This window comes from SAR86 cluster bacterium (assembly GCA_023703675.1).
Lineage (GTDB): Bacteria > Pseudomonadota > Gammaproteobacteria > Magnimaribacterales > AG-339-G14 > AG-339-G14.
Genome location: CP097974.1, coordinates 279,931 through 305,464, shown reverse-complemented (window position 1 = coordinate 305,464; position 25,534 = coordinate 279,931). Strand labels below are relative to the sequence as shown.

The following is a 25,534-nucleotide window of genomic DNA, read 5'->3' as shown; positions in this document are numbered from 1 at the left end:
CCACCTAAATTTCATAAAATATTCTATTGCTTTTTCTTTTAAAACACCGTATCTTGTGTAGTTAAGAATTTAATCCACAATATCTAGGGTTATTAACTAATTATTTAGTTGAAAGAGTATGGACGTTTCTGAAAGAAAAGAACAAGAAAAAAACATAGATTTAAGCAAAGATAAGCTTACCAGTGCTGTTGAGCCTGGAACGCTAAGAGTTATTAAGAGAAATGGTTCAGTTGTCGACTTTGATAAATCAAAAATAGAAGTAGCCATAACCAAGGCATTTCTTGCGGTTCATACCAGTGCTGCAGCTGCTTCCTCGAGTGTTCAACAAAAGGTTGCTCAGCTCTCCCAAAATGTTTACGACACCTTTTCTTCGAGAATGCCATCAGGAGGAACGATCCATATAGAAGAAATACAAGACCAAGTTGAATTGGCTCTTATGAGGTCGGAAGAGCTAAAAGTAGCTAGAGCTTATGTATTGTATAGAGCGGAAAGAACAAAAGTTAGGCAAGAAGAGTCAAGTATTTCACAGGATGAGCCAAAATTGAGTCCCTCTGAAAGGACAGAAACTATTGCTAAAGAGGCTTGTGAGGGTCTAGCTGGAACAGATGCTGAAACAATTTTAAAAGAAGCAAATAAGAATTTATACGAAGGAGCCTCGGAAAATGAAATAAAGGAAGCTCTAATTCTGTCGTCAAGATCATTAGTCGAGATAGAGCCAAACTACACTTTCGCGACTTCAAGAATTCTATTGGATAATTTAAGAACAGAGGCTTTATCCTTTCTAGATATTTCCCAGAATGCAACGCAAAAGGAAATGGAAAAACTATACCCCAAATCTCTTGAAGCCTTTATAAAAAAAGCCGTCACGCTAGAACTAGTTAATCCTGAATTAGGAAAAATGGATCTTAAAAAACTAGGAAAAAATTTAAAGCCTGAAAGAGATCTCCAATTTTCTTATCTTGGACTTCAAACTCTTTATGACAGGTACTTCATTCACAAAAACGAAATAAGATTTGAATTGCCTCAAATATTCTTTATGAGAGTGGCTATGGGGCTGGCCATTGAAGAAAAAGATAGAGAAGAAAAAGCAATAGAATTTTACGATCTTCTTTCATCTTTTGATTACATGAGCTCTACTCCTACCCTCTTTAATTCAGGAACGATTCATTCTCAACTATCTTCGTGTTACTTAACTACTGTGCCAGACGATTTAAAAGGAATTTATGATGCCCTCGGTGACAATGCAATGCTTTCAAAGTGGGCAGGAGGCCTCGGCAATGATTGGACTCCAGTTCGAGGTATGGGAGCCCATATCAAGGGTACTAACGGCAAATCTCAAGGAGTTGTACCCTTTTTGAAGGTAGTCAACGATACTGCCGTTGCTGTTAATCAGGGTGGAAAAAGGAAGGGAGCTGTTTGTTCCTATTTAGAGACTTGGCATCTTGACATAGAGGAATTTGTGGAGCTTCGAAAGAATACAGGTGACGACAGAAGAAGAACTCATGACATGAATACGGCAAATTGGATACCAGACTTATTCATGCAAAGAGTAATGAATGGTGAAAAATGGACTTTGTTCACTCCGAACGAAACTCCCGACTTACATGATTTAACCGGAGCAGCTTTCAAAAAAAGATACGAAGAATACGAAAAGGAGGCAAAAGAAGGAAAAATTGACGTTTCAAAAGAAGTGGAAGCAGAAGAATTGTGGAGGAAAATCATTTCAATGTTATTCGAGACAGGTCATCCATGGATAACTTTCAAAGATGCTTGCAATTTGAGATCGCCACAGCAACATACTGGAGTGATTCATTCATCTAATCTTTGTACCGAAATTACCTTAAACACCTCTCCGGATGAAATTGCTGTCTGCAATCTAGGGTCTATAAATTTACCGAATCACTTAAATGAAGAAGGTAACTTAGATGAAAAGAAAATAGAAAAAACAATAAATACCGCTATTAGAATGCTCGATAACGTTATTGACATAAATTATTACGCAGTACCTCAAGCAAAAAATTCAAATCTAAAACATAGGCCTATTGGATTGGGAATTATGGGCTTCCAAGATGCTCTTTATATAAAAGAACTCCCATATTCATCAGAAGAAGCTATTTCTTTTGCTGACGAATCAATGGAAATGGTTAGCTACTATGCAATTAAAGCGTCATCTGATTTAGCAGTTGAAAGAAAATCTTACTCTTCTTACGAAGGATCTCTATGGAGCAAAGGAATTCTTCCTTTAGATTCGATAGAAATCTTAAAAAAAGACAGAGGGGAAGAATTTATTGAAGTAGATACTTCTTCAAGATTAGACTGGGACGGGTTAAGAAAAATTGTAAAAACTCAAGGAATGAGGAACTCAAATGTCATGGCAATAGCGCCTACCGCAACAATAGCTAATATAACGGGCTTAACTCAATCAATTGAGCCCACCTATTCAAATCTATTCGTTAAATCGAACTTATCAGGCGAATTTACAATTATTAATATGCACTTGGTTGACGCTCTTAAAAAAGTAGACATGTGGGATGAAGTAATGGTTTACGATTTAAAGAATCTCAACGGAAGCTTAGAAGAAATAAGCAGAGTTCCAGATCAATTAAAAAAGATTTTCGCTACATCTTTTGAAGTAGAACCAAAATGGTTAATCGAGGCTGCATCTAGAAGACAGAAATGGATTGACCAAAGTCAATCTCTAAATTTATATGTATCAGAGCCAAATGGAAAAAAATTAGATGTAATGTACAAAATGGCTTGGTTAAGAGGCCTAAAAACTACTTACTATTTACGTTCAAGGAGTGCAACAACTTCTGAAAAATCAACAATAACTAACTTAGAGCTTAATGCAGTTAATGCAAATCAAGGATCGGAGGCTCCAGAAGCCTGCTCTATCCTCGACCCTGACTGTGAGGCTTGTCAATAAAAATGAGGTGTAAAAATGTTATCTTGGGATGATTTCGATGATAAAGAAAAAATAAAAGAGCCGGTATTGGCTGAAAAAAATCTTGCTGAAAAAAAGACAGACCACGTCTTAGAGCCACCCAAAGTGGGAAAAGCATCACAAGAAAAATCGATGCTTTCTGACTTGGATTCCTTGGATTTAGAAGCAGGTAGAGCAGAATTGGAAGGAGCTTCTGCCAGAGTTGATGTTAGTGAAAAGAAAATGATAAATTCGAGAGCTGATGTTAATCAATTAGTTCCTTTCAAATACGATTGGGCTTGGCAGAAATACCTTGATGGCAGTGCAAATCACTGGATGCCTCAAGAAATAAATATGACTGCTGATGTAGCGCTTTGGAAGAACCAAAACGGCTTAACAGAAGACGAAAGAAGGATAGTCATGAGAAATCTAGGATTTTTCTCAACCGCAGATTCGCTCGTTGCTAACAATATCGTTCTTTCAGTTTATAAACACATAACAAATCCTGAATGTAGACAATATTTGCTTCGTCAAGCTTTAGAAGAAGCTATACATACTCATGCTTACCAATATGTGATTGAGTCTTTAGGTATGGATGAAGGCGAAATATTTAACATGTATAAAGAGATTCCCTCAGTAGCAAAGAAGGCTGCCTGGGCGCTTCCTTTTACAAAATCACTTTCGGATCAAAGTTTTGAAACTGGAACAGAGGAGAACGATAAAATTCTTCTAAGAAATCTTATTGCCTTTTATTGTGTATTAGAAGGTATTTTCTTTTACTGTGGTTTCACTCAAATTCTTTCTATGGGTAATAGAAATAAAATGACTGGAACAGCCGAACAATTTCAATACATTTTAAGAGATGAATCGATGCACGTTAATTTTGGCATAGACATGATTAATCAAATAAAACTTGAAAACCCCCACTTATGGGATGAAGAAATGCAAAAAGAAGCCCAAACAATGATTCTTCAGGGAACTCAGCTAGAAATAGAATATGCAGAAGATACTATGCCAAAAGGAATTCTAGGTATGAATTCGGAAATGATGGCTGAATATTTAAGATTTATCGCAAACAGAAGATTGACTCAAATTGGTTTAGAGGAAGCATTCCCTAACGCATCAAATCCTTTTCCATGGATGTCAGAAATAATGGACTTGAGAAAAGAGAAAAACTTCTTCGAAACCAGGGTAATCGAGTATCAAACAGGTGGAGCGCTCAACTGGGACTAAAAACCCTCTCATCATAGCCCACAGAGGGGCGTCTTCCGTAGGACCGGAGAACTCTCTTGCTTCTTATAAATTGGCTTGGATGCAAGAGGCAGATGCGATCGAAATAGATCTTAGAAAAACTAAAGATGGAATATTTATCTGCGCACATGACAATAATTTAAATAGAGTATCCGGTTCCAAAAGAAATATATCTGAAACTAAATTCAAAGACTTATCAGAAATAGATATAGGATCTTGGAAATCAAAAAAATTCAAGGAAGAAAGAGTACCAAGATTAGAACAAGTTCTATCTAATGTTCCCGAAGGGAAGCTGGTATTTATTGAAGTAAAAGGAGTCTTAAAAAAAATTCAGAACTTAATAACTTTAATAGAGGACATTAATCTTGAAAAAAACCAAATACATTTTTTGTGCTATCTTCCGTCGATGATAAAAAAATTAAAAACAAAGTTTCCTGACTACAAAGCCACTCTAAATTTGATCCCCTCTTTATTTAATTATGATCCAGTAAAAATAAAAAAAGAAATTTTTAGATCTCTATCTGATGGAATAAGTTTGCACATTGACTCAAAGCAATCTATCAAATTAGTAGAAAATCTAAAAAATGAAGACATTTTCGTCCTTACTTGGACAGTAAATGACAAAAGATTTATGAAAAAATTATTAAAAATAGGAGTTGATGGAATCATTACCGATTTTCCTAAAAAACTAGCAAAATTAGTGAGCCAACATGGACAGACGTTCTGAAAAGAAATCGATCAACAAAATGTGGCCCTAAGATCTAAAAATCTTAAGATTTGCCTATCAATTCAAAGATTTTCACAGTTTGACTATTACCTTCAGTGCAAGGCCTAGCATCTGCCATATCTGAAATTTTTTCCCAATTTTCAGCAATATTCTCGGCGTTCATTTCATCGCCAGTTCCTAAGTTTATACCCATTGTTTCAAAAGTCATTATTCTTGCAAAAACCCCAGCCCCAGCAGCCATAACAACTCCGGTTGGAGCATCTTCAGAAACCATAAAAGTTACTGCTGGACTTACACAATCGGGTTGAAGTTTCTCTAAAACTTCTGGTGGCATTAGATCTTCTGTCATTCTTGTTCCCGCAACTGGGGTAAGCCCATTACACTTGATATTATATTTTGCTCCTTCTAGTTTTAGTGTGTTTATCAAACCAAGAACTCCCATTTTAGCTGCACCATAATTTGTTTGGCCAAAATTTCCATACACGCCACTAGATGAGGACGTAACTAAAATTCTTCCATAACTTTGTTCTTTCATAATGTCCCAAACTGCTTTTGTACAATTGACAGTCCCCATTAAATGAACTTCCAAAACTAGTCTGAAGTCTTCATCGGTAACTTTAGAAAAGCTTTTATCGCGAAGTATTCCAGCATTATTTACCAAAATATCTATTCTTCCCCAAGTGTCCATAGTTTGCTTAACCATTTCTTCAACTTGGCTCATATCTGTAACACTTGCTCCATTTGAAATGGCTTCGCCCCCTGCAGCTTTAATTTCCTCAACGACTTTTTCAGCTGCTGACAAAGACCCTCCGGTTCCATCAACAGATCCACCTAAATCATTTACAACTACCTTCGCCCCTCTTGAGGCTAAATCTAAAGCGTGACACCTTCCTAAACCTCCGCCGGCTCCTGTTACGATCGCAACTTTCCCATCAAATCTTATAGACATAATTTTCTCCTAATTAGGTTTATTTTTTTCAATTGATTTTTTAAAAGAGTAATATTACTTCTATTTTTTAATTTAATAAATCAAAAATGAGTAGTTTAAAAGTATCAGATAATACACCAGTAATAGTTGGTGTAGCCGATATTATTGATAGAAATAAGGAAGACGGACCTGATCCATTATCTTTTCTAACCCATGCCAGTGAACTCGCTCTTAATGATACGGGCATTGAAAACATTAAAGATTATATTGACTCAATTGCTGTAATTAGATTTTCAGTAGATTTTTCAACAGCTACAAATCAATCGAGCTTCGAATACAACAATTTTCCTCGTTCTCTTGCAAAGAAGCTTGGAGTAAAAAAGAATATCGACGAACTTTACTCTGGAATGGGAGGTAATGCTCCTCAAGTGCTTATTCAAGAAATATCAAAAAAAATTTATGAAAATCAATGTAATTGCGCTCTCATTTCTGGAGGTGAAGTGCTTGATACGATGATTTCAAAGCTGAAAGCTGGAAGGTCATTGGATTGGAAAGATACACAGGGTGGAGAACCAGAATTAATAGGCATAAATAAAGAGGGATTTTCAAAGATGGAAAAAGATCATCACATGGACTTACCCTCAAATGTATATCCTCTTTTTGCCAACTCTTTGAGAGCAAGTAAATCTCAAACTAGCGAAGATCATCTAAGTGAATGCGCAAAATTGTTCAGTAAGTTCTCTAAGGTAGCATCTGAAAATCCTAGTTCTTGGTTTCCCAAATTCAGGTCGCCAATGGAAATTGAAACCGTAACCGAGTCAAACAGGCTTGTAGGATTTCCTTACACAAAGTATTTAAATTCAATGATCAGAGTAAATATGGGTTCTGCGATTGTGATAATGTCTGAAAAACTCTCAAATGAATTAAAAATTCCTAAAAATAAAAAAATTTATATTCATGGCTCTTGTATATTAAACGATGTCTGGAATGTATCTAAACGACCTAAGCTAGATGAGTCCCCTGCAATTAGAAAATGTGGAAGTGAAGTGTTATCTCAAGCGGATATTTCAATATCTGATATTTCTTATTTTGATATATATTCTTGTTTTCCATCAGCAGTACAAATTGCTTTGAAAGAACTAAATATTGATTTAAATGACAAGCGTCCTTTGACGGTAACCGGAGGACTTCCCTACTTTGGTGGTCCAGGTAATGCTTACACAATGTTTTCTACTATCGAAATGGTGAGGAAATTAAGAGAGAATCCAAATAAATATGGAATGATTACTGCAAATAGTTGGTTTTTAACAAAGCATGCAATCAACATTTTTTCAACAAAATCTCCGAAAGAAATAAATTGGAGTGAAAGCTTTGAAAATATTCAAAAAGAAATTAATTCGAGAGAAATTCAAAATTTAAACTTTTGTCCTGATGGAATTGGTAAAATTTTGTCTTACACAATTATTCAGGGGAGAAAAAACTTAGAATATGGTATTGTCGTCGGCGAATTGGAGGATAAATCCAGGTTTATTGCAAATACACCAAAAGATGAGAATCTTCTAAAAATGATGATTAAAAAAGAAATGCTAGGACAAAAGGGAGTGGTAACTAGTATTTCGGGCAAAAACGTTTTTAAACCAAATATATTATGAAAAAAGAAATTAATGTTTTAGTTACGGGTGCTGCTGGACAAATTGGCTATGCACTCCTTCCCAGGCTAGCTAGTGGTGAGACCTTTGGTGGCGACACTATTGTTAATTTGAGATTAGTTGAAATTCCTCAAGTGGTTGAGAAATTAAAAGGTACCATAATGGAGCTCGAGGATTGTGGTTTCGACACTCTTGGCCAAGTTGAAGCATATTCAGATATTTATGAAGCTGCAGAAAATGTGGACTGGGCTTTGCTAGTTGGAAGTATTCCTCGAGGCATAACTATAAATGGTAAAAAAATAGAAGAACGCGGTGATCTTTTAAAGATAAATGGTGGAATTTTTACAGAACAAGGAAAAGCTATAGGTGAAAATGGTAAACCTGATGCAAAAATTTTAGTCGTAGGAAATCCTGCCAATACAAATGCTCTAATTGGAATGACTCATGCAAAAAAAGAATCCCAAACGTGGATGGCGATGACTGCTCTCGATGCAAACCGAGCTAAGGCTCAAGTTTCATCTAAATTAAATATTTCGATATCAGAAATAAGTCAAATGATAATCTGGGGGAACCACAGTCCCACAATGTATCCTGATTTAGATAACGCTAAAGTAGGCGAAGAAAAAGTTTCATCGCTTATCAAAGATAAACAATGGATTGAAAAAGACTTTATCGAAACAGTCCAACAACGTGGAAAGGCTATAATCGACGCAAGAGGTGCTTCTTCAGCAGCTTCTGCAGCTAACGCTGCAATAGAAACTGTTATCGCCTCATCAACTCCGACAAAAGAAGGAGATTGTTTTAGCGCTGCAATTTTAAGTGATGGAAGTTATAAAGTCCCGGAAGGAATAATTTATGGATTTCCCTTAAAAACAAAAGAAGATGGTAAAATTGAAATTGTTAAAAACATAGAATTAAATTCTTATGCAATAGAAAAATTAGAAATTACTACTAAAGAGTTGTTAGAAGAAAAAGAAGCAGTTAAGGAACTATTATGAGAAATCTAAGAGAGAGTGAAAACGTTTTTTTAAAAGGCAACTGGTATCCTGTCGAGGAGTCTGCTTCTGAAAATCTGGATGTTATTGGCGAAATTCCAAAAGATTTAAATGGTTTGTTTCTCAGAAACGGACCTAATCCCAAAGAACCAATAGATCATAAAAATTATCACCCTTTCTTCGGTGACGGAATGATTCATGGACTGAAAATTCAGGACGGTAAAGCCTTATGGTACAAAAATAAATACGTTTTATCTCCATTTGGCTTTGGGCCAAATACTCATGTGCTGAAACATGCCGAAAAAATCTATGCCTTAGTTGAAGGAGGCTCATCTCCAGTAATACTCGATTCGGATTTAAATTTTACCGATGAAGTTCCTTTCCCTGGAACAGAAACAAAAAGATTCACTGCTCATCCAAAATTTGATGCCTCCAAAAATGAATTACATTCTATTAATTATGACTTTTCAGAATATATTGCTGGGGCAAATCAAGTTCATTATCGTGTTGTTAACAATCTAGGTGAGATATCAACCGATCTACCAATAGAATTGCAATCTAGCCCTATGATTCATGATTGTGCTATCACAAAAAATTATGTTCTCATTTTTGATTTGCCCGTAACTTTTAATACTGGAAGAAGAGAAGGACAAGAAAATGGGTCAGATTATCCAGTAATATGGGACGATAACTATCAACCAAGGGTTGGACTTTTAAATAGGAATTCTTTTGAAGTTAACTGGATAGATGTACCCAAGTGTTTTCTTTTCCACGTAGTCAATTCCTATGAAGACGATACTGGGAAAGTGATTTTAGATTTTTGTCGTTACGAAAAACTTTTTGATTTTAATAATCCTCTACCCTTTGGGAAAAAACCTTATCTTACCCGATGGGAAATTGATGTCAGCAAGGGAACCTGCAGTGAAAAAATTCTTGACGACAGGCCTATGGAATTTGCCAGGATTCATCCCAAATTAGAAGGTAAAAAACACCAATTCGGTTATGTTTTGAACGACGGTCAATTGAATAATCTATTCAAATACGATTTCTTGAATGACACTAACGAAGTACATGATTTAGGAGATTTGAGAAAAGGTGCTGAGCCGGTATTCATTCCAAAAATGAATGCTGCTTCAGAGGATGAAGGTTTTGTTGTTGCTTTTGTTTATGATCAAGAAAAGGATAAAAGTGAATTTATTATTTTAGACGCGGAAAATTTTTCAGAAGCCCCTTTAGCAAGGGTCATATTGCCTTCAAGAGTGCCTTTTGGATTTCATGGTAGCTGGATAGGCCTAGATTAGAATTACTTATTTCTTAGTTGAGGAAACAAGACAACATCTCTAATGCTTTCTTGTCCTGTAAAGAGCATTACTAACCTATCTATTCCAATTCCTACTCCAGCACATGGTGCCAAGCCATACTCCAAAGCCTCTATGTAGTCTTTATCAAAATGCATAGCTTCTTCATCTCCTGCATCCTTCTCTTTAACCTGTGACTCGAAACGTGCTGCTTGTTCTTCCGGGTCATTTAACTCTGAAAAAGAATTTCCTAATTCTTTCCCGTTCACAAAAAGCTCAAACCTTTCTGCAACTGAATTATCTTCATCCAGAGATCTTGATAAAGGAGATATCTCAATTGGATAATTATAAATAAATGTAGGTTCAATTAGTTTATCTTCTACAGTTGCTTCAAAAATTTCATTTTTTATATTTCCAATTTGATCGGACTTGTTTATTTTTATTTTCTTCTTTTCACAAAAACTAACTAAAGTTTCTTTATTAGCTAATTCCTCAATATCGATTGTATTATGATTAGCGATTGATTCATCCATAGAAAACCTGTGAAATTTATTTGAAAAAATTGAATTACTAGCGTTTAAATTTTTCTCTATGGTTCGGAGCATATTTTCGACAAAATCCATTTGAAATTTATAATCCACATAAGCGGTATAAAACTCTAGCATAGTAAACTCTGGATTATGTTTTGTTGAAAGGCCCTCATTTCTGAAATTTCTATTGATTTCAAAAACTTTTTCCATGCCTCCGATTACAAGTCTCTTTAGGTAAAGCTCAGGAGCTACCCTTAAAAATAGCTCCATATCAAGAGCATTGTGATGAGTGACGAAGGGTTTGGCTGTTGCGCCTCCTGGTATTGGATGCATCATCGGAGTTTCGACTTCTATAAAATTATCTTTTATCAAGAATTGTCTGATTTCATTTACCACTTTACTTCTAATTTCAAAGACTTCTTGAGACTCTGAATTTGTTAAAAGATCTAAATATCGTTTCCTATACTTTGTCTCTACATCAGACAATCCAAGATGTTTTTCCGGCAGCGGTCTTAAAGATTTAGTTAATAAATTAAATTCATTGACTTGAATGGAGAGTTCGCCAGTATTGGTTTTAAATAAAACTCCTTTTGCTCCGACAATATCTCCAAGGTCGCAGTCTATAAAAAGCTCATAATTATCGATAGCGTCTTGTCGTAAATAAAGTTGAATTCTGCCGGTCATGTCTTGGATGGTAGAAAAACTGGCTTTGCCCATAACTCGTCTCAACATAATTCTTCCTGCCACAGAAACAGATATGTTTTTTTCGGTCAATTCCTCTTTGCTAAACTCTGAGTAATCTTCAATCAAAGAGATAGATAGATTTGATCTTCTAAAAGAATTTGGATAATTTATGCCACTTTTTTTAAGTTCTTTTAGTTTCTTTTTTCTTTCTTCAATTAAATGATTTTCGTCTTGAATATCTGACATTTTAAACTCCAGCTTTTAAGCTTTCCTCTATAAAGATATCTATCTCTCCATCTAAAACTGCTGAACAGTTTCCTGTTTCCGTACCTGTTCTTAAATCTTTAATTCTTCCTGAATCTAAAACGTACGACCTTATTTGACTGCCCCAGGAAATGTCAGCTTTACTATCTTCTAAATTCTTCATTTCTTCATCCTGCTTATTTAATTCTAACTCATATAGTTTAGCTCTAAGCTGTTTCATGGCCTTATCTTTATTTTTATGCTGCGATCTATCTGATTGACATTGGACTACCACTCCAGTCGGTTCATGAGTCAGTCTAACTGCTGAATCTGTTTTATTAACATGCTGGCCTCCGGCTCCACTAGCTCTATAAGTATCGATTCTAATATCAGATGGATCAATATTTATCTCAATGCTATCTTCTATCTCAGGAGAAATAAAAATAGATGCAAAAGAAGTATGCCTTCTACTTCCTGAATCAAAAGGAGACTTTCTAACTAATCTATGAACTCCAGTTTCAGTTCTAAGCCAACCATAACTAAACTCTCCTTCAAATCTTATCGTAGCACTCTTTATACCTGCTACCTCTCCAGGAGAGACCTCTACTAATTCTGTTTTGAATTTTTTCTTTTCGCCCCACATTAAATACATCCTTAATAACATTTCAGCCCAATCTTGGGCCTCTGTGCCTCCTGAACCAGCCTGAATATCCAAGAAAGCGTTATTGGAATCATTTTTTCCTGAAAACATTCTCTGAAATTGAAGACTTGAAATTTTTCTTTCTAAATCTTTCAAATCCTCAGAAATAGAAGTTAATTCATCTATGTCGTTTTCTTTATCTAGAATTACATGAAGCTCACTTAAATCATTCAAAGCAGAATCAAGGTCATCAATAGCATCAATTAATTTTTCTAAACTAGCCTTTTCTTTTCCTAAAGTTTGGCTTTTTTCTTGATTCTTCCATAACTCAGGATTTTCAAACTCTTTTTTGAGTTCCTGAAGCCTAAGATTTTTTGCATCGTAGTCAAAGAAACCCCCTGAGATCGCTAAGTTCATCTCTTGCCGTGCTTAATCTTTCTTGTAAGGACTTATCGCTCATATCGTTTAAATTGAAAAATTTGATGAAATATAATCACTTACTTCTTGGTAGTCATTTTTAATATTAATTAATTTCTCTTCTTTTTGAAAAATCTCTTTTAAAGAATCAGGAATATTTTCACTAAAGCCATGAATGCCCTCAAAGGCCTCTGGAAATTTGGCTGGATGTGCTGTAGCAAAAGTAAGAATCTCTTTTTGATTTACTTTCAATGAACTTTTTCCATCTATGGCTGTAGCTGTATGAGGATCTAAAAAATAATGCGCTTCTGAAACTATTTTTTTTATACATTTCTTTATGTCATCGTCTGTTGTTGAACTGCTTAGGAAAAAATTTTTAACTTCTTTCCATTTTTGGAATTCGTTAAAATCTATGGAATTTTCTGGAAATTTCTTCATTAAGTCATAAACAACATCTCTGTCGTTATTTAAAACCTCAACCATCAGTCTTTCAAAATTACTTGCGACTGAAATATCCATGCTCGGAGCCAAAGATTTCATGGTTTCATTTTTTTGATATATACCAGAAGAAATTAATCTGTGCAGAATGTCATTTTTATTAGTAGCTATGTGAATGCCTTGCAAATCCAAACCCATTTTGGATGCTAGCCAACCGGCATAAGCATGTCCAAAATTACCTGATGGAATTGAGGCTATGTAATTATTATTTAAGAGATAGGTAGCGTAAAAAAAATAAACACTTTGAGAAATTATTCTTGTCCAATTAATTGAATTTATTGAAACGAACCTTAAGCCTGGGAAGTTTTCTTGATCCAAAAAAAGTTGTTTCACATATTTTTGACAATCGTCGAAATCTCCGTCCAATGCAATTGTATTAACATTTTTTGCTCCTGATGTTGTCATTTGTCTTTGCTGAACTTCTGAAATTTTCTTATTTGGGAAAAAAATAAATATGTCTAAATCTGAATATCTTTTACATGCTTCTATAGCAGCTGAGCCCGTATCACCTGAAGTAGCCCCAAGAATTACAACTTTTTTATCGATTTTTTCGGAAGCTTTATTTAGAAGTCCTGCCAGAAGTTGCATCGCAACGTCCTTGAAAGCAAAAGTTGGTCCATGAAATAACTCAAGAATATTTCCAAACTTATTTTGATTATTTATTCTCACTACGTTTTCAATGCGAAAAGTAGAATAAGCGTCCTCAATTATTTTTTCTAATTCATTTATTTCTAAGAAATCATCCATGTAAGGATGAAGAAGTTTTAAAGCAAGCTGATTGTAAGTAAGACTTTTGTAGCTTTTCAATTCATCTTTATTGAATAGAGGAATTTCTTCAGGCAAATATAATCCTCCATCTGGAGCAACTCCTGAGGTAAGAACTTCAAGAAAATTGACAGAAGGAGAGCTTCCTCTTGTGCTGGAATACAACATATTTATTCAATAAATCTAATGTGTTGAATAGAGCCTTTTACCTGATTCAAATTCTCTAATTCGTTAATAAGCGAACTTACAAGGCTTTCTTTACATTCTCCCAACATAATGACTATTGGAATTATATCTTCAGTCTTGTTTTTTTCTTTCTGAATTAAATTATCAATTGATAGATCTTTTTCAGCTATCAGTTTTGATATTTCAGCAACTACTCCAGGTTCATCTTTAACCATTAATCTCAAATATCTTTTCGTTATAAATTCATCGAAACTATTAACTTCGACATTTCTCATAAGGTTTGTATAATCAAAAACTTTTCCATTAGCTATATCTAAAATGTCATTCATCACAGAGCTTGAAGTAGGATACCCTCCTGCGCCGGGTCCTTGAAAAGCTGTAGAGTTAGTATTTTTTGAATTAACTTCTATTACGTTTGTTTCAAAATTTACATTCGCAATAATTTCATCCTGTTGAATAAACGCGGGGAAAGAGCCTAAAAGCAATTTTTCTTCTTCGTTAAATCCAATTGATATTGGTTTAATCACATATCCAAGTTCTTTCCCATATTCCATATCAATGGGCTCGATATGTTTTATTCCGTCAAAATAAATATCCTGAGGAGAAATTTTCCCGCTGAAAGATAGGAACGATAAAATAGCTGTTTTCTGGGCAGCATCTGTTCCATTTATATCAAATGATGGATCAGGTTCGGCGAAACCTAGTTTTTGAGCCGATTGTAAAGCATCCTCGTAGGTTTGTTTTTCTAAATACATTTTGGACAAAATATAATTTGAAGTTCCATTAAGTATTCCTTTGAACCAATTAATTTTGCTGGATATTAAACCGTCTCTAATGGTCCTCAGTATTGGTATACCCCCTCCCACAGAGGCTTCAAAACCTATATGTAGATTCCTATCTGAAGCTAATTTAAACAAATCTTGACCTTTCTCGGCAATCAAAGACTTATTTGCAGTAACAAAGTGCTTGTCGTTTTTCAAACTCAGCTTTGCGAGTTCATAAGAAATTTCTGTTCCACCGATCAACTCGACAATAATATCTACTTCATGTGACGTTGGAACTTTTAAAATGTCCGTTTCAATTTTTCCTTTGAAATCTGAATTATTTATTTTGCCTTTACGAGATCCTATTAAATTCAGATTGAGTTCAACATTGTAGTTAGATTTGATTTTTTCTTTACTTTGTAAAATTAAATCAATAAATGATGAGCCAACATTCCCTGTCCCACATAGAGCGATATTTATTTTTTCCATCTAACTAAAATATCTTCTTTAGATTTTTTAAAGCTTGTTTAGTTCTATGTTCGTTTTCAATTAGGGAAAATCTAACATAATCATCTCCGTAAACACCAAAACCTAGTCCTGGTGATACTGCTATTTTTGATTCTTTTAAAAGAAGTTCGGAAAACTCCATTGATTTCATATCAAATTTTTTCGGTATTTTTGCCCAAACGAACATTGTAGCTTTTGGTTTGTCAACCTCCCAGCCAAGCGCATTTAATCCGTCACAAAGAACGTTTCTTCTTACTTCATAAGTCTTGCATATCTCTTTAACATAATCGTCGCCATTATTGAGTGCTTCAATTCCAGCAACTTGTATAGGAGTAAAGTGCCCGTAATCGAAATAAGATTTTAATCTGGCTAGTGCCTTGATCAATTCTGAATTCCCACAGCAAAAGCCTATTCTCCATCCCGGCATATTGTAACTTTTAGAAAGAGTAAAAAACTCAACGGCAATCTCTTTAGCACCTTCAACTTCTAAAATAGAGGGAGCTTTATATCCGTCAAAACATAAATCAGCATAAGCTAAATCATGAACTACCCAAATACCATGTTCTTTAGCTATCTCAATAACTTTTTCAAAGAAATCTTTCTCAACACACAATGCAGTAGGATTGCTTGGAAAATTCAACAAAAGCATTTTTGGTTTAGGAAAAGAAGTTTTAATTGCTTCTTCTAAATTTTCAAAAAAATTTATATTAGGTCCTATAGGCACATGCCTTATATCTGCACCCGATATTACGAATCCAAATGGATGAATTGGATATGCAGGATTAGGAACTAAAATTATGTCTCCTTTATCAACAGTTGCCATTGCTAAGTGCCCTAGACCTTCTTTGGAGCCAATAGTTACTATAGCTTCGGTATCGTGATTTAAAGTAACTCCGAATTTTCTTTTATACCAATCGGTAATTGCTAATCTCAATTTGGGTATACCTATTGATTGAGAATATCTATGTGTATCAACTCTTTGAACAGTCTCAGTCATTTTATCAACGATAGATTTGGGAGTCTCTCCATCTGGATTGCCCATACTGAAATCAATGATATCCTCCCCCTTTCTTCTTGCCTCCATTTTCAAAGCATTAATTTGCTCAAAAATGTAAGGTGGAAGCCTGTCAATTGATGCAAAAGTTTTATCTAACTCATTCATAACTTATTTTAAGTATTCCATTAATTCATTTGCTTCCATAAGTCCGGGTATACTGATTCCAGTTTTAGTAATAATAGTTGGTGTTCCAGTAATACCTATTCTCCTTGCAAGATTATAATGCTCTTCTATAGGATTTGAATCGCAATTTTGAAAAGGCAGTTCTTTTCCATTTTTTAACTCTGTTATCGCAGCTTGTTTGTCGTCTGAGCACCAAGCAGTTACAAGTTTTTTAGCTGTTTCACTATTAAGTCCCTCTCTAGGAAAAGAGAGGTAATTAACTTCTATTCCTAAATCTAAGTAACTCTGAATTTGACTATGAAATTTTCTACAGTAACCACAATCAACATCCGTGAATATAAAAACTTCATACTTCTTGTCTTGAGAAGGAAATTTAATTGCGGAATTTTTATCAAGATCACTTAAAGCTGAAAATACTTTTTCTTTCTCACGAGCATAAGATAAATTTAATAAATTATCATTTTCGATACGGAATAAGTCACCAAGGAATAAATGTTCCCCATCGTTACTGTAATAAAAGAATGTTCCGTCGGATAATTCGACTTCATAGAAACTTTCTAAGTCAGATTTAATGAAGGAAGTTATAGATAATTCTTCTGGAATGACTTTTTCTAGATTAATGATCAAAGACTCTTGACCTTGAAGTGTCTTGCTGCAAGATGCAAGAATTAAAAATAAAATTAATAAATATCGCATTTATCCTCTTGGGTGATGTGATGAATGTAAATTCTGTAGCCTTTGTTTTGCAACTTCAGTATAAATTTGCGTCGTATTAAGGTCACTATGGCCAAGTAAAAGTTGAACTACTCTTAAATCAGCGCCATTATTTAAAAGATGGGTCGCGAATGCATGTCTCAAAACGTGCGGGGATATTTTTGATTGATTAAGACCAATTTTGTCAGCATAAATTTTTATTCTATGCCAAAACGCCTGTCTTGATATTTTGTTTCCATTTTTTGACAAAAAAAGATAATTGGAGGTTTCTCCAATTTTTTCTTCTTTCAATTTATTGCTATACATTTCAATCAAAGTAACTAATCTTTGTCCCATTGGAACTAATCTCTCTTTTTGACCCTTTCCAAGAACTCTTATTACGCCTTGTCTTAAATTTACATGAATTAATTCAAGATTTACTAGTTCAGAAATTCTCAAACCACAGGAGTAGAGAGTTTCTATCATTGTTTTATCTCTTAACCCTATAAATGAATCTATATCAGGTGCTTCGAGTAGGTTTTCAACTTGACTCTCAGACAAAGATTTAGGGAGTGATTTTACAAATTTTGGGCTTTCGATTTTTTCACAAGGATTGTTTTTAACTAGACCTTTTTGTAACAAATAAGTGTGAAAAGCTTTTAGAGAAGATAAATTTCTTGCAACTGTCTTGCCTTCTTTTTTTTGCCCAAAGAGAAATGCTAAATACTCTAGGATATTTGATCGCGTTAAATTTTTATAAGACAACGCATTCTTGCTTATCCAGTTTAGATATTTTTCAACGTCAGTTTTATATGAGTTAAGAGTATTAGTACTGAGACCTTTTTCTATCCAAATAGTATCTATAAAGGCATCAAGAATTTGCCTTTCATCTCTATTCATGACTCTTCAAATTTTTTCTTTAATACGAGCTGATCTTCCCGATCTTTCTCTTAGATAAAAGAGTTTCGATTGTCTTACTTTACCTTTTCTTTTTACCTTAATTGATTTAATCAATGGACTATGTGATTGAAAAGTCCTCTCCACCCCCACTCCATTAGAAATTTTTCTAACTATAAATGAAGAATTAAGGCCTCTGTTTTTGATTCCAATTACAACCCCTTCGAAAGGTTGAGATCTCTCTCTTGTCCCCTCTTTAACAAGGTAATCAACCAAGACAGTATCCCCTTGAGAAAATACTGGTAGATCAGCTTTTAGCTGACTTTTTTCTACGATATCAACCGATTTTCTTGAACTAGTCATCTTATTTCATTTAGTAAGTCGATGATTCTATCAGAATCATAGCCAAGTTCACTAAGAAATTCTTCTAGTATTTCAATATCCTCTGATTTCAATTTTGATCTTTCAAGTAAATCTCGTCTATTCAGAAAAGTTTTTCCTAAGGCTTGTTTCTTTCTCCAATTTGAAATTTTTTTATGATCTCCACTCAACAAAACTTCTGGAACTTTGCCATGTTCTGATTGCCGCGGTTTGGTAAATTGGGGATATTCTAGAAGATTATTCACAAAAGTTTCTTCTACAAGCGACTTCTGATCACCAAGAAATCCTTCATAATGCCTACAAATGGAATCATGAATAGCCAATGCTGCAAGTTCGCCGCCAGATAGAACAAAATTACCTAGGCTGATTTCTAGATCTACTCTGGAATCTAAAACTCTATTATCAATGCCCTCATACCTTCCACATAAAAAAATTAATTCTTTTTCATTCGCAAGTTCTTTAGAAAGAGATTGATCAAATAACTTACCTTGAGGGCTGACATAAATCACCTTTGTTTTTTTTTCAGCTTTGGCCTTACAAAAGTCTATTGCATCTACTAAGGGATTAGCCTTCATCAGCATCCCTGGTCCGCCGCCAAATGGAACGTCATCTAGCCTTTCTTTATCTTTTAAGAAAGATATAGGATTTATTGTTTCAAAATCTACAATCTTGTTGATTAAAGCTTTTTTTGTGATTCCAATTCTTAGTGCAGTTTCAAAGATTTCAGGAAATATAGAAATGAAGTAAGATTTTTTAGTCATCTTTTTCCCAATTAACGTAAATTGTATTTTCTTTCACTTCTTTTATGTAAGTGCCAAAGATGAAAGGGATTAAGATAGACTTCTTTTTTTTATCTTTGACAACTATTACATCAGTGGATCCAGCCTCAATAATTTCTATTACCTTTCCAAAAAATTCTCCACCTATGCTTTCTACTTCCATATCAATTAAATCTTTCCAATAAAATTGATTCTCCTTAAGTTCAGGAAGCTCACTAGATTTTATAAAAACATCAAAGTTTTTAAATTTTTCTACTTCTTCAATTGAATCGTAATTATTGAGTTTTGTTATCAAATTTTTTCCTGATTTCTTAATTTGACCAAAAGTTACAAATTCTTTCTTTTTTCCTAAAAAAAATTCTTTGTAATTTCTTATATTTTCTTCTGGTCTGGTAAAAGAGTTAATCTTAATCCAGCCCTTCAAACCAATTGGCTTTCCTATATTGGCAACCAAAATGTAATCATCATTTTGGGTCATCATAAAAGAGGCTTAAATTAATCAAGAATTTTTAATCTTTTTTCTTCTTTAAATTTGAAATAATTTTCTTGTTCTTCTGGAGTGAATTTAGATTGTTTAACCAAGAGAGCAACTTTATCACTCAAAGATGCTCCAACTCCAAGCCAATAATCAATCCTTTCATGATCTACCTTCAATCTTACTTCTTTGCCTTTAGCAATAGGATTGAAGTAGCCAATTCTTTCTATAAACCTTCCATCTCTAGGTTTTCTAGAATCAGTGACCGTGATGTGAAAAAAAGGCTTTTTCTTTGCACCAGATCTTGAAAGTCTTATTGTTACCATATATTTTTTATTAGATTGGCTATTCTATTTAAATTGATTTGGTATTCAAGTAAAACATTCTATAATTTATACTGTTAATTGATTTGAACAATATTTATCTGATTTGAACGAAATTCCCGTCTGGTTACTTCTTTCCAGCATTTCAATTTTACTTGTGTTGTCTGCATTTTTTTCTAGTGCTGAGACAGGCATGATGGCACTCAATAAATACAGGTTGAAGCACTTAATTAAACAAAATAATCGCTCAGCTAAAAGGGCTGATAAATTATTAAAACGTCCAGACAGGCTGCTAGGAGTTATTTTGATAGGAAATAATTTTGTAAATATATTGGCAGCAGCTTTAACAACTATTTTATGTCTTGAATTATTTGGAAATAGTGGAGTTTTTATAGGTTCTGTTATTTTAACTATAATAATTTTGATTTTTGCAGAAGTGACTCCTAAAACTTTTGCAGCTAAAAATGCTGAAAGCATAGCTCTGCCGGCATCAGGTATTCTTAAAGTTTTACAAAAAGTTTTATACCCTCTTATTTGGGTTGTAAATTTTTTTTCAAATTCACTTTTGAACCTTCTCAATGTTAAAGATGAAAATAAAAATGAAGACATTACAACAGAGGAACTTAAAAGTGTTCTTGAAAATTCAGGAGAAATGATTCCTAAGAGATATCAAGACATGTTAACTAGCATTTTGGATTTAGATGAGATTTTAATTGACGAAATAATGACACCAAGAAATGAAATTTTAGGAATTGATATAGAAGAAAATTTTGAGATCTTAATGGAAAAAATAGCAATCAACCAAAAGGAAATCATGCCAATCTATGAACAAAGTCTTGATAACCTAAAAGGAACAATTGATATGAATGGAATAAAAAAATTTTTGATAAGTAATAAACTCTCAATAAAGAATTTTATGGATTTTGCTGATGATGTTTACGTGGCTTTAGAAAATACTCCTTTAAGCAATCAACTATTTAATTTTCAAAAGGATAACAAGACTTCAGCGGTCGTTGTTGATGAATACGGAGATGTTAAGGGTCTCATAGACATTAATGATATTCTGGAAGAGATAGTTGGAGAGCTTTCTACAGATAAAGCTAGAGATAAAATTGACATTCAAGAACAAAAAGACGGGAGCTATTTAATAGATGGAAGCGCTGCCATAAGAGAAATCAATAAGAAGTTATCTTGGGACCTTCCACTAGAAGGACCTGTAACATTGAATGGATTAATTTTAGAGAAAATTCAAACTATTCCTGAATCTAACGTATCAATTAATCTAAACAACTATTTGATAGAAACAGTTTTAATCAAAGATAATATGATTAAGTTTGCTAAGATTCTAAAACTCTCTGTTTCAGAAGTTAAAGAAGATTAGCGCCTCAAAGATAAAATACTAGTCCCGAACTAATAAAAGTTAAAACTAAACTTGATGCGATTACACTTCTCACTGAGGTAATCATTGAATACATTTTTCCAAAAATAGCATTTAATTCAATGAGCAAAACTGCTACAAAAACTATCCAAAACCCTGTACTTAAATATCCATCAATTAATAGATATGATTTTGGGTAAGCTGCTGTTCCACCATGTGCTGAGGAGACCATGAAATAAAGCATTGGAAGAGAAAGTAATGTATTTGTTCTTGAAGCAAGCGCTGCTTTTGCTCCTGCTTTTACTGCATCGCCCTCTTTTAAACCTATAACAACCTTTTGGTTTCTCCATATTATGCCCCACACATTCAACATCATTATGGTGCCCATAAGAGTTCCCAGAGCTATAGCGGTAGTGATCATTCTTTCTTGAACATATAAAAGGTAAAGACCAGTTAAAAAAGTAAAAAAAGCTGCCCATCTGAACCACCAAAGCGCATTAGGAGCTAATTTCTGCATGACGTCTTTTTTAGCTTCAGGATCTGCTTTTTTTACATATTCGGTTTGAACAAAATTAAAATAATAAAGCAATCCAATCCATGCGATCCCTACTACAATGTGGCCCCATCTAAATAAAACGTTGTATAAATAAGCTTCCATAATTTATCCCTCTCAAAGCTATATTATATTGTATAAACAGCCAAAAAAAAGGGCTCAATAAAGCCCTTTTTTTTAAAAATGTAATTGTTACATCATACCATCCATTCCGCCCATTCCAGGAGGCATTCCACCTGGCATTCCGCCACCGGCTGGTGACTCTTCAGGAATTTCAGAAACCATGGCCTCTGTGGTAATCATTAATCCAGCTACCGAACCAGCAGCTTGCAATGCAGTTCTAGTAACTTTTGCAGGATCTAGAATACCCATAGAAATCATGTCGCCATATTCTGAAGTAGCAGCATTAAATCCATAATTACCTTTATCAGACTTAATTTTGTCTACTACTACTGATGACTCTTCACCGGCATTCATGACGATTTGTCTTATTGGAGCCTCCATTGCTTTAAGTGCAATAGAAATACCGATGTTCTGATCCTCATTATCACCAGTCAATCCATCAACTTCTTGCAAAGCTCTAATCAAAGCAACCCCACCGCCAGGAACAACGCCTTCTTCCACGGCAGCCCTTGTAGAATGAAGAGCATCTTCAACTCTAGCTTTTTTTTCTTTCATTTCAATTTCAGAACCAGCACCAACTTTTATAACCGCCACTCCACCGGCAAGCTTAGCGACACGTTCTTGAAGTTTTTCTCTATCATAGTCTGAAGTTGTTTCTTCAATTTGAGCTCTAATTTGATTAACTCTTCCGACGATATCGTCTTGTTTTCCAGCTCCATCTATAACGGTTGTATTTTCTTTAGATAAAACAATCTTTTTAGCAGTACCTAAAGACTCTAAAGTAGTTGTTTCTAAACTCAAACCAACTTCTTCTGATACCACTGTACCTCCTGTAAGGATTGCAATGTCTTCGAGCATAGCCTTTCTTCTATCTCCAAAGCCTGGAGCTTTACAGGCTGCTACTTTAACGACACCTCTCATATTATTCACAACCAGAGTTGCGAGGGCTTCCCCTTCTACATCCTCAGCAATAATTAATAAAGATTTTCCAGCTTTCGCTACACCTTCTAAAATAGGAAGTAAGTCTCTGATGTTGGCAATTTTTTTATCGTGGAGAAGAATCATTGGATCTTCTAATTCAGTGATCATCTTATCTTGATTGTTAATGAAATAAGGTGAAAGATAACCGCGATCAAACTGCATTCCCTCGACAACTTCTAGTTCATTTTCAATACCTGAAGCCTCTTCTACAGTAATTACTCCTTCTTTGCCTACTTTATCCATAGCGTCAGCAATTATGTCTCCAACCTCGCTGTCACTATTCGCAGAAATAGTTCCAACTTGCGCAATAGATTTGTTTTCTTCACAGGGAGTAGACATTTTTTGTATTGATTCAACTGCTTTAGTTACAGCTTTATCAATTCCCCTTTTCAGGTCCATTGGATTGAAGCCAGCGGCTACTGATTTTAAGCCTTCATTTACTATTGATTGAGCTAAAACTGTCGCGGTAGTAGTTCCGTCTCCTGCGGCATCAGAAGTTTGAGAAGATACTTCTTTAACCATCTGAGCGCCCATATTTTCGAATTTATCTTTTAGCTCTACTTCTTTTGCGACAGACACTCCATCTTTTGTAACTGTAGGAGCGCCAAAGGATTTATCTAAAACTACGTTTCTCCCTTTTGGGCCTAAAGTAACTTTAACTGCATCAGCTAAAATATTGACTCCATCAAGCATTTGACCTCTTGCTGAATCACCAAATTGCACATCTTTTGCCATTGTTTACCTCTTTGTAAGTTTAATTATTTTGAAACAGTTCCTAGTAAATCGCTCTCAGATAAAATTAAAAGCTCTTCACCATCTACTTTAATTGTGTTGCTTCCAGCGTATTGACCAAAAACAATTATATCGCCTACCTTCACTGGAATTTCGGAGACTTCTCCATTATCTAAAGTCCTTCCAGGTCCAACTGCGAGAACTTCTCCTTGAGAGGGTTTCTCAGCTGCAGAACCAGGCAGCACAATACCTCCGGCAGAGGTTTCTTCTTCTTCTCCTCTTCTTACTAGGAGCTTATCGCCAAGTGGATTAAATTTCATTTAATTCTCCTTTTAAAAAATTCTTAATAAATGTCTAAGATGCGCATTCTAGTTAAGACTAGCTAAATACACAACTAAAATGTATTTATGTTCTTAATTAGGTTTTTCAAGTTTTTTTAAAAAGAAAATTACAAATATTGCACTTAAAATGCCAAAAAAATTAAAAAATAAATCATTTAGCTGAAAATCTCTATACGGCAGATAAAATTGAATGATCTCAGAAATTAATCCGTAAATTAAGATTAGAAATATCCAGTTAATTGACCCCATGGATTTATAAATTGTGTAAGACAAAATTAAGAAAGCCATAAAATGGGAAACTTCGTCGGGAAGAAAAAAATCTGAATTTACATTTGGATGAGAAAATAAGCCATAGGAAATTAAACTAAAAAAAGATAAAAAAATTATCGTCCAAACCAACGAGAATTTATTTTTAGTCAAAGCCGAAAACTTCCCTCTTCTGCCAAACCATCAAAGTTAGAACGATAGCTGGTATGCCTAAAAGAGCACAAAGAATAAAAAAATTTTGAAAACCGTAAGCTTCCGCAACAAATCCTGATCCACTTGAAATTATATTTGGTGGAATTACTACCAGACCATAAAGCAAGGCATATTGAGTTGCTGTGTAGGTTGCAGAAACCATATTTGACAAAAAAGTTATCCCAACAACAGAAATAAATCCCTGTGAGAAATTGTCTACAGTAATTGTAAAAATTAAGAAATTTACATCATTGCCAATTAAATTTAAAAATATAAAAGGAATATTTGCTAATGGAACGAATATTGCACCTGCAATCATATTCTTAACTAATCCGAATCTATGAAGAGTTAATCCTGCAAAGAGTCCGCCTAATATTGTCATCCACATTCCATAGAAGTTGGTTATTTGAGCTACCTGAATTTTTGTAAAACCAATTTCTTGATAAAAAGGCATAGCCATAGGGCCAAGAAACATATCGCTTAATCTATAAGTAAATGTAATTGCTATTAATAAGAACAGATGAGTTTTGTATCTTGAAATCAAATCGGTAAATGGCAGAATAAATGAATCTTTAAACCACAAATTAGGGTTTTTTAACAAAGAAATATAATCTTTTTCATCTCTCGCTGGCTCTGGAACTATAAGTATCAGAATTAAAGAGGCAATGATAAAAATTCCTCCGATACTAAAATAAGCTGCACTCCAGCCATATGAGTCTGCAATGTAAAAAGTTATCACCTGCGAGAGAAGAATAACCCCGATTCTATATCCGATAATGTATAGCGCCGAGGCTTCACCGATAGCTTTCTTTTCGACCAATTCAATACGCATTGCATCAACACAAATATCCTGAGTTGCAGAAAAAAAACTTATACCCAAGACGAAAAGAATAAATAAATTTAATTCTTTGGAAGGATCAATTGATCCAACAACGAGAATGCATAAAAAGGTAAGAATTTGGGCCAGGAGCAACCAACTTTTTCTTTGCCCAAACGCAGATAAAAAAGGAATTCTCAATCTATCGACTAAAGGAGCCCAAAACATTTTTAATGAGTAGGAAAGCATTACTAAAGAAAGCAACCCAATAGTAGATTTTTCAATACCTATTTCCGATAACCAATATCTTAAAGGATCAACTAAAAGCCCCAGTGGTAAGCCCGAAAGAACTCCAAGTCCGGCAATTAAAAGTACTCTGGGTTGCAAGTAACCCTTAAAAGAATTGAGCCAAGACAT

Annotated in this window: 23 protein-coding genes and 1 pseudogene; 7 read left to right on the top strand and 17 right to left on the bottom strand. The window is 34.3% G+C overall.

Annotated features, from left to right (window positions below; all coding sequences use genetic code 11):
- Positions 1 to 118 precede the first annotated feature (118 nt).
- From M9C82_01505 to M9C82_01495, 3 genes are read left to right on the top strand one after another with little or no spacing between them, the layout of a single operon-like run.
- A complete protein-coding gene (locus M9C82_01505) occupies positions 119 to 2,926 on the top strand; it encodes a ribonucleoside-diphosphate reductase subunit alpha (protein ID URQ73836.1) in 2,808 nt (935 codons plus the stop codon).
- A 15-nt stretch (positions 2,927 to 2,941) separates the two neighbouring features.
- A complete protein-coding gene (locus M9C82_01500; protein URQ73835.1) occupies positions 2,942 to 4,156 on the top strand; it encodes a ribonucleotide-diphosphate reductase subunit beta in 1,215 nt (404 codons plus the stop codon).
- Positions 4,134 to 4,901 (top strand): hypothetical protein, encoded by a 768-nt coding sequence (locus M9C82_01495; GenBank protein ID URQ73834.1) that lies wholly within the window; start codon positions 4,134 to 4,136, stop codon positions 4,899 to 4,901. Before M9C82_01500 ends, M9C82_01495 begins: the two co-directional genes overlap by 23 nt.
- 43 nt (positions 4,902 to 4,944) lie before the next feature.
- On the opposite strand, the gene M9C82_01490 is transcribed toward M9C82_01495, so the two are convergent.
- Positions 4,945 to 5,850, bottom strand: coding sequence for an SDR family oxidoreductase (locus M9C82_01490; GenBank protein ID URQ73833.1), 906 nt, complete (start codon positions 5,848 to 5,850; stop codon positions 4,945 to 4,947).
- Positions 5,851 to 5,936: 86 nt separating this feature from the next.
- Here M9C82_01490 and M9C82_01485 point away from each other — a divergent pair, with 86 nt between their 5' ends.
- The 3 genes from M9C82_01485 to M9C82_01475 are packed head-to-tail and all read left to right on the top strand — an operon-like array spanning position 5,937 to position 9,774.
- Complete coding sequence (locus tag M9C82_01485) at positions 5,937 to 7,481, top strand: acetyl-CoA acetyltransferase (GenBank protein URQ73832.1); 1,545 nt, start codon at positions 5,937 to 5,939, stop codon at positions 7,479 to 7,481.
- A complete protein-coding gene (locus M9C82_01480) occupies positions 7,478 to 8,476 on the top strand; it encodes a malate dehydrogenase (protein ID URQ73831.1) in 999 nt (332 codons plus the stop codon). Before M9C82_01485 ends, M9C82_01480 begins: the two co-directional genes overlap by 4 nt.
- Positions 8,473 to 9,774 carry a carotenoid oxygenase family protein gene (locus M9C82_01475; protein URQ73830.1) on the top strand — a complete coding sequence of 434 codons (1,302 nt, stop codon included), beginning with the start codon at positions 8,473 to 8,475 and terminating at the stop codon, positions 9,772 to 9,774. The genes M9C82_01480 and M9C82_01475 overlap by 4 nt, the downstream gene beginning before the upstream one ends.
- A gap of 2 nt (positions 9,775 to 9,776) precedes the next feature.
- Here the strand turns inward: M9C82_01475 and lysS are convergent, their stop codons facing one another.
- From lysS to rpsP, 11 genes and pseudogenes are all read right to left on the bottom strand, one after another.
- Positions 9,777 to 11,231, bottom strand: coding sequence for a lysine--tRNA ligase (lysS, locus tag M9C82_01470; GenBank protein ID URQ73829.1), 1,455 nt, complete (start codon positions 11,229 to 11,231; stop codon positions 9,777 to 9,779).
- Position 11,232: 1 nt separating this feature from the next.
- A pseudogene (gene prfB, locus M9C82_01465) lies at positions 11,233 to 12,264 on the bottom strand (peptide chain release factor 2).
- Positions 12,265 to 12,333: 69 nt separating this feature from the next.
- Complete coding sequence (gene thrC, locus M9C82_01460; protein ID URQ73828.1) at positions 12,334 to 13,716, bottom strand: threonine synthase; 1,383 nt, start codon at positions 13,714 to 13,716, stop codon at positions 12,334 to 12,336.
- 2 nt (positions 13,717 to 13,718) lie between these two features.
- Positions 13,719 to 14,987, bottom strand: a complete 1,269-nt coding sequence (locus M9C82_01455) for a homoserine dehydrogenase (protein URQ73827.1) — start codon at positions 14,985 to 14,987, stop codon at positions 13,719 to 13,721.
- A gap of 4 nt (positions 14,988 to 14,991) precedes the next feature.
- Positions 14,992 to 16,167 carry an alanine transaminase gene (gene alaC / locus M9C82_01450; GenBank protein ID URQ73826.1) on the bottom strand — a complete coding sequence of 392 codons (1,176 nt, stop codon included), beginning with the start codon at positions 16,165 to 16,167 and terminating at the stop codon, positions 14,992 to 14,994.
- A gap of 3 nt (positions 16,168 to 16,170) precedes the next feature.
- Positions 16,171 to 16,881: a DsbC family protein gene (locus M9C82_01445; GenBank protein ID URQ73825.1), complete on the bottom strand. Its 711-nt coding sequence runs from the start codon at positions 16,879 to 16,881 to the stop codon at positions 16,171 to 16,173.
- Complete coding sequence (gene xerD / locus M9C82_01440; protein URQ73824.1) at positions 16,882 to 17,778, bottom strand: site-specific tyrosine recombinase XerD; 897 nt, start codon at positions 17,776 to 17,778, stop codon at positions 16,882 to 16,884.
- 6 nt (positions 17,779 to 17,784) lie between these two features.
- A complete protein-coding gene (rplS, locus tag M9C82_01435) occupies positions 17,785 to 18,138 on the bottom strand; it encodes a 50S ribosomal protein L19 (protein ID URQ73823.1) in 354 nt (117 codons plus the stop codon).
- Positions 18,135 to 18,917 carry a tRNA (guanosine(37)-N1)-methyltransferase TrmD gene (trmD, locus tag M9C82_01430; protein URQ73822.1) on the bottom strand — a complete coding sequence of 261 codons (783 nt, stop codon included), beginning with the start codon at positions 18,915 to 18,917 and terminating at the stop codon, positions 18,135 to 18,137. The genes rplS and trmD overlap by 4 nt, the downstream gene beginning before the upstream one ends.
- Entirely contained in the window at positions 18,910 to 19,416 is a 507-nt protein-coding gene (gene rimM, locus M9C82_01425; GenBank protein URQ73821.1) for a ribosome maturation factor RimM, read from the bottom strand. Before rimM ends, trmD begins: the two co-directional genes overlap by 8 nt.
- Before the next feature lie 14 nt (positions 19,417 to 19,430).
- A complete protein-coding gene (rpsP, locus tag M9C82_01420; protein ID URQ73820.1) occupies positions 19,431 to 19,736 on the bottom strand; it encodes a 30S ribosomal protein S16 in 306 nt (101 codons plus the stop codon).
- A 103-nt stretch (positions 19,737 to 19,839) separates the two neighbouring features.
- On the opposite strand from rpsP, the gene M9C82_01415 reads away from it, so the two are divergent.
- On the top strand, positions 19,840 to 21,114 hold the full coding sequence (locus M9C82_01415; GenBank protein URQ73819.1) for a CNNM domain-containing protein: 1,275 nt from the start codon (positions 19,840 to 19,842) through the stop codon (positions 21,112 to 21,114).
- Positions 21,115 to 21,118: 4 nt separating this feature from the next.
- Here M9C82_01415 and M9C82_01410 read toward each other — a convergent pair whose 3' ends face one another.
- The 5 genes from M9C82_01410 to M9C82_01390 all read right to left on the bottom strand — a co-directional run bounded on the left by M9C82_01410 (position 21,119) and on the right by M9C82_01390 (position 25,534).
- The gene (locus tag M9C82_01410) at positions 21,119 to 21,769 is read right to left on the bottom strand and encodes a urate hydroxylase PuuD (GenBank protein URQ73818.1); all 651 of its coding nucleotides are present in this window, start codon (positions 21,767 to 21,769) and stop codon (positions 21,119 to 21,121) included.
- A gap of 87 nt (positions 21,770 to 21,856) precedes the next feature.
- Entirely contained in the window at positions 21,857 to 23,503 is a 1,647-nt protein-coding gene (gene groL, locus M9C82_01405) for a chaperonin GroEL (protein ID URQ73817.1), read from the bottom strand.
- Positions 23,504 to 23,526: 23 nt separating this feature from the next.
- Positions 23,527 to 23,820, bottom strand: coding sequence for a co-chaperone GroES (locus M9C82_01400; GenBank protein ID URQ73816.1), 294 nt, complete (start codon positions 23,818 to 23,820; stop codon positions 23,527 to 23,529).
- 93 nt (positions 23,821 to 23,913) lie between these two features.
- Complete coding sequence (locus M9C82_01395) at positions 23,914 to 24,261, bottom strand: VanZ family protein (GenBank protein ID URQ73815.1); 348 nt, start codon at positions 24,259 to 24,261, stop codon at positions 23,914 to 23,916.
- Positions 24,254 to 25,534, bottom strand: a complete 1,281-nt coding sequence (locus M9C82_01390) for an MFS transporter (protein ID URQ73814.1) — start codon at positions 25,532 to 25,534, stop codon at positions 24,254 to 24,256. Before M9C82_01390 ends, M9C82_01395 begins: the two co-directional genes overlap by 8 nt.

Bases quoted from the DNA above. Each gene is read 5' to 3' on its own strand.
- rimM (URQ73821.1), bottom strand. From the start codon at position 19,416: ATGATGACCCAAAATGATGATTACATTTTGGTTGCCAATATAGGAAAG.
- M9C82_01410 (URQ73818.1), bottom strand. From the start codon at position 21,769: ATGGAAGCTTATTTATACAACGTTTTATTTAGATGGGGCCACATTGTA.
- lysS (URQ73829.1), bottom strand. From the start codon at position 11,231: ATGTCAGATATTCAAGACGAAAATCATTTAATTGAAGAAAGAAAAAAG.
- M9C82_01400 (URQ73816.1), bottom strand. From the start codon at position 23,820: ATGAAATTTAATCCACTTGGCGATAAGCTCCTAGTAAGAAGAGGAGAA.
- rplS (URQ73823.1), bottom strand. From the start codon at position 18,138: ATGACTAGTTCAAGAAAATCGGTTGATATCGTAGAAAAAAGTCAGCTA.
- trmD (URQ73822.1), bottom strand. From the start codon at position 18,917: ATGACTAAAAAATCTTACTTCATTTCTATATTTCCTGAAATCTTTGAA.
- M9C82_01505 (URQ73836.1), top strand. From the start codon at position 119: ATGGACGTTTCTGAAAGAAAAGAACAAGAAAAAAACATAGATTTAAGC.
- M9C82_01455 (URQ73827.1), bottom strand. From the start codon at position 14,987: ATGGAAAAAATAAATATCGCTCTATGTGGGACAGGGAATGTTGGCTCA.
- alaC (URQ73826.1), bottom strand. From the start codon at position 16,167: ATGAATGAGTTAGATAAAACTTTTGCATCAATTGACAGGCTTCCACCT.
- M9C82_01500 (URQ73835.1), top strand. From the start codon at position 2,942: ATGTTATCTTGGGATGATTTCGATGATAAAGAAAAAATAAAAGAGCCG.
- M9C82_01485 (URQ73832.1), top strand. From the start codon at position 5,937: ATGAGTAGTTTAAAAGTATCAGATAATACACCAGTAATAGTTGGTGTA.
- rpsP (URQ73820.1), bottom strand. From the start codon at position 19,736: ATGGTAACAATAAGACTTTCAAGATCTGGTGCAAAGAAAAAGCCTTTT.
- xerD (URQ73824.1), bottom strand. From the start codon at position 17,778: ATGAATAGAGATGAAAGGCAAATTCTTGATGCCTTTATAGATACTATT.
- groL (URQ73817.1), bottom strand. From the start codon at position 23,503: ATGGCAAAAGATGTGCAATTTGGTGATTCAGCAAGAGGTCAAATGCTT.
- M9C82_01445 (URQ73825.1), bottom strand. From the start codon at position 16,881: ATGCGATATTTATTAATTTTATTTTTAATTCTTGCATCTTGCAGCAAG.
- M9C82_01480 (URQ73831.1), top strand. From the start codon at position 7,478: ATGAAAAAAGAAATTAATGTTTTAGTTACGGGTGCTGCTGGACAAATT.
- M9C82_01490 (URQ73833.1), bottom strand. From the start codon at position 5,850: ATGTCTATAAGATTTGATGGGAAAGTTGCGATCGTAACAGGAGCCGGC.
- M9C82_01390 (URQ73814.1), bottom strand. From the start codon at position 25,534: ATGTCTTGGCTCAATTCTTTTAAGGGTTACTTGCAACCCAGAGTACTT.
- thrC (URQ73828.1), bottom strand. From the start codon at position 13,716: ATGTTGTATTCCAGCACAAGAGGAAGCTCTCCTTCTGTCAATTTTCTT.
- M9C82_01475 (URQ73830.1), top strand. From the start codon at position 8,473: ATGAGAAATCTAAGAGAGAGTGAAAACGTTTTTTTAAAAGGCAACTGG.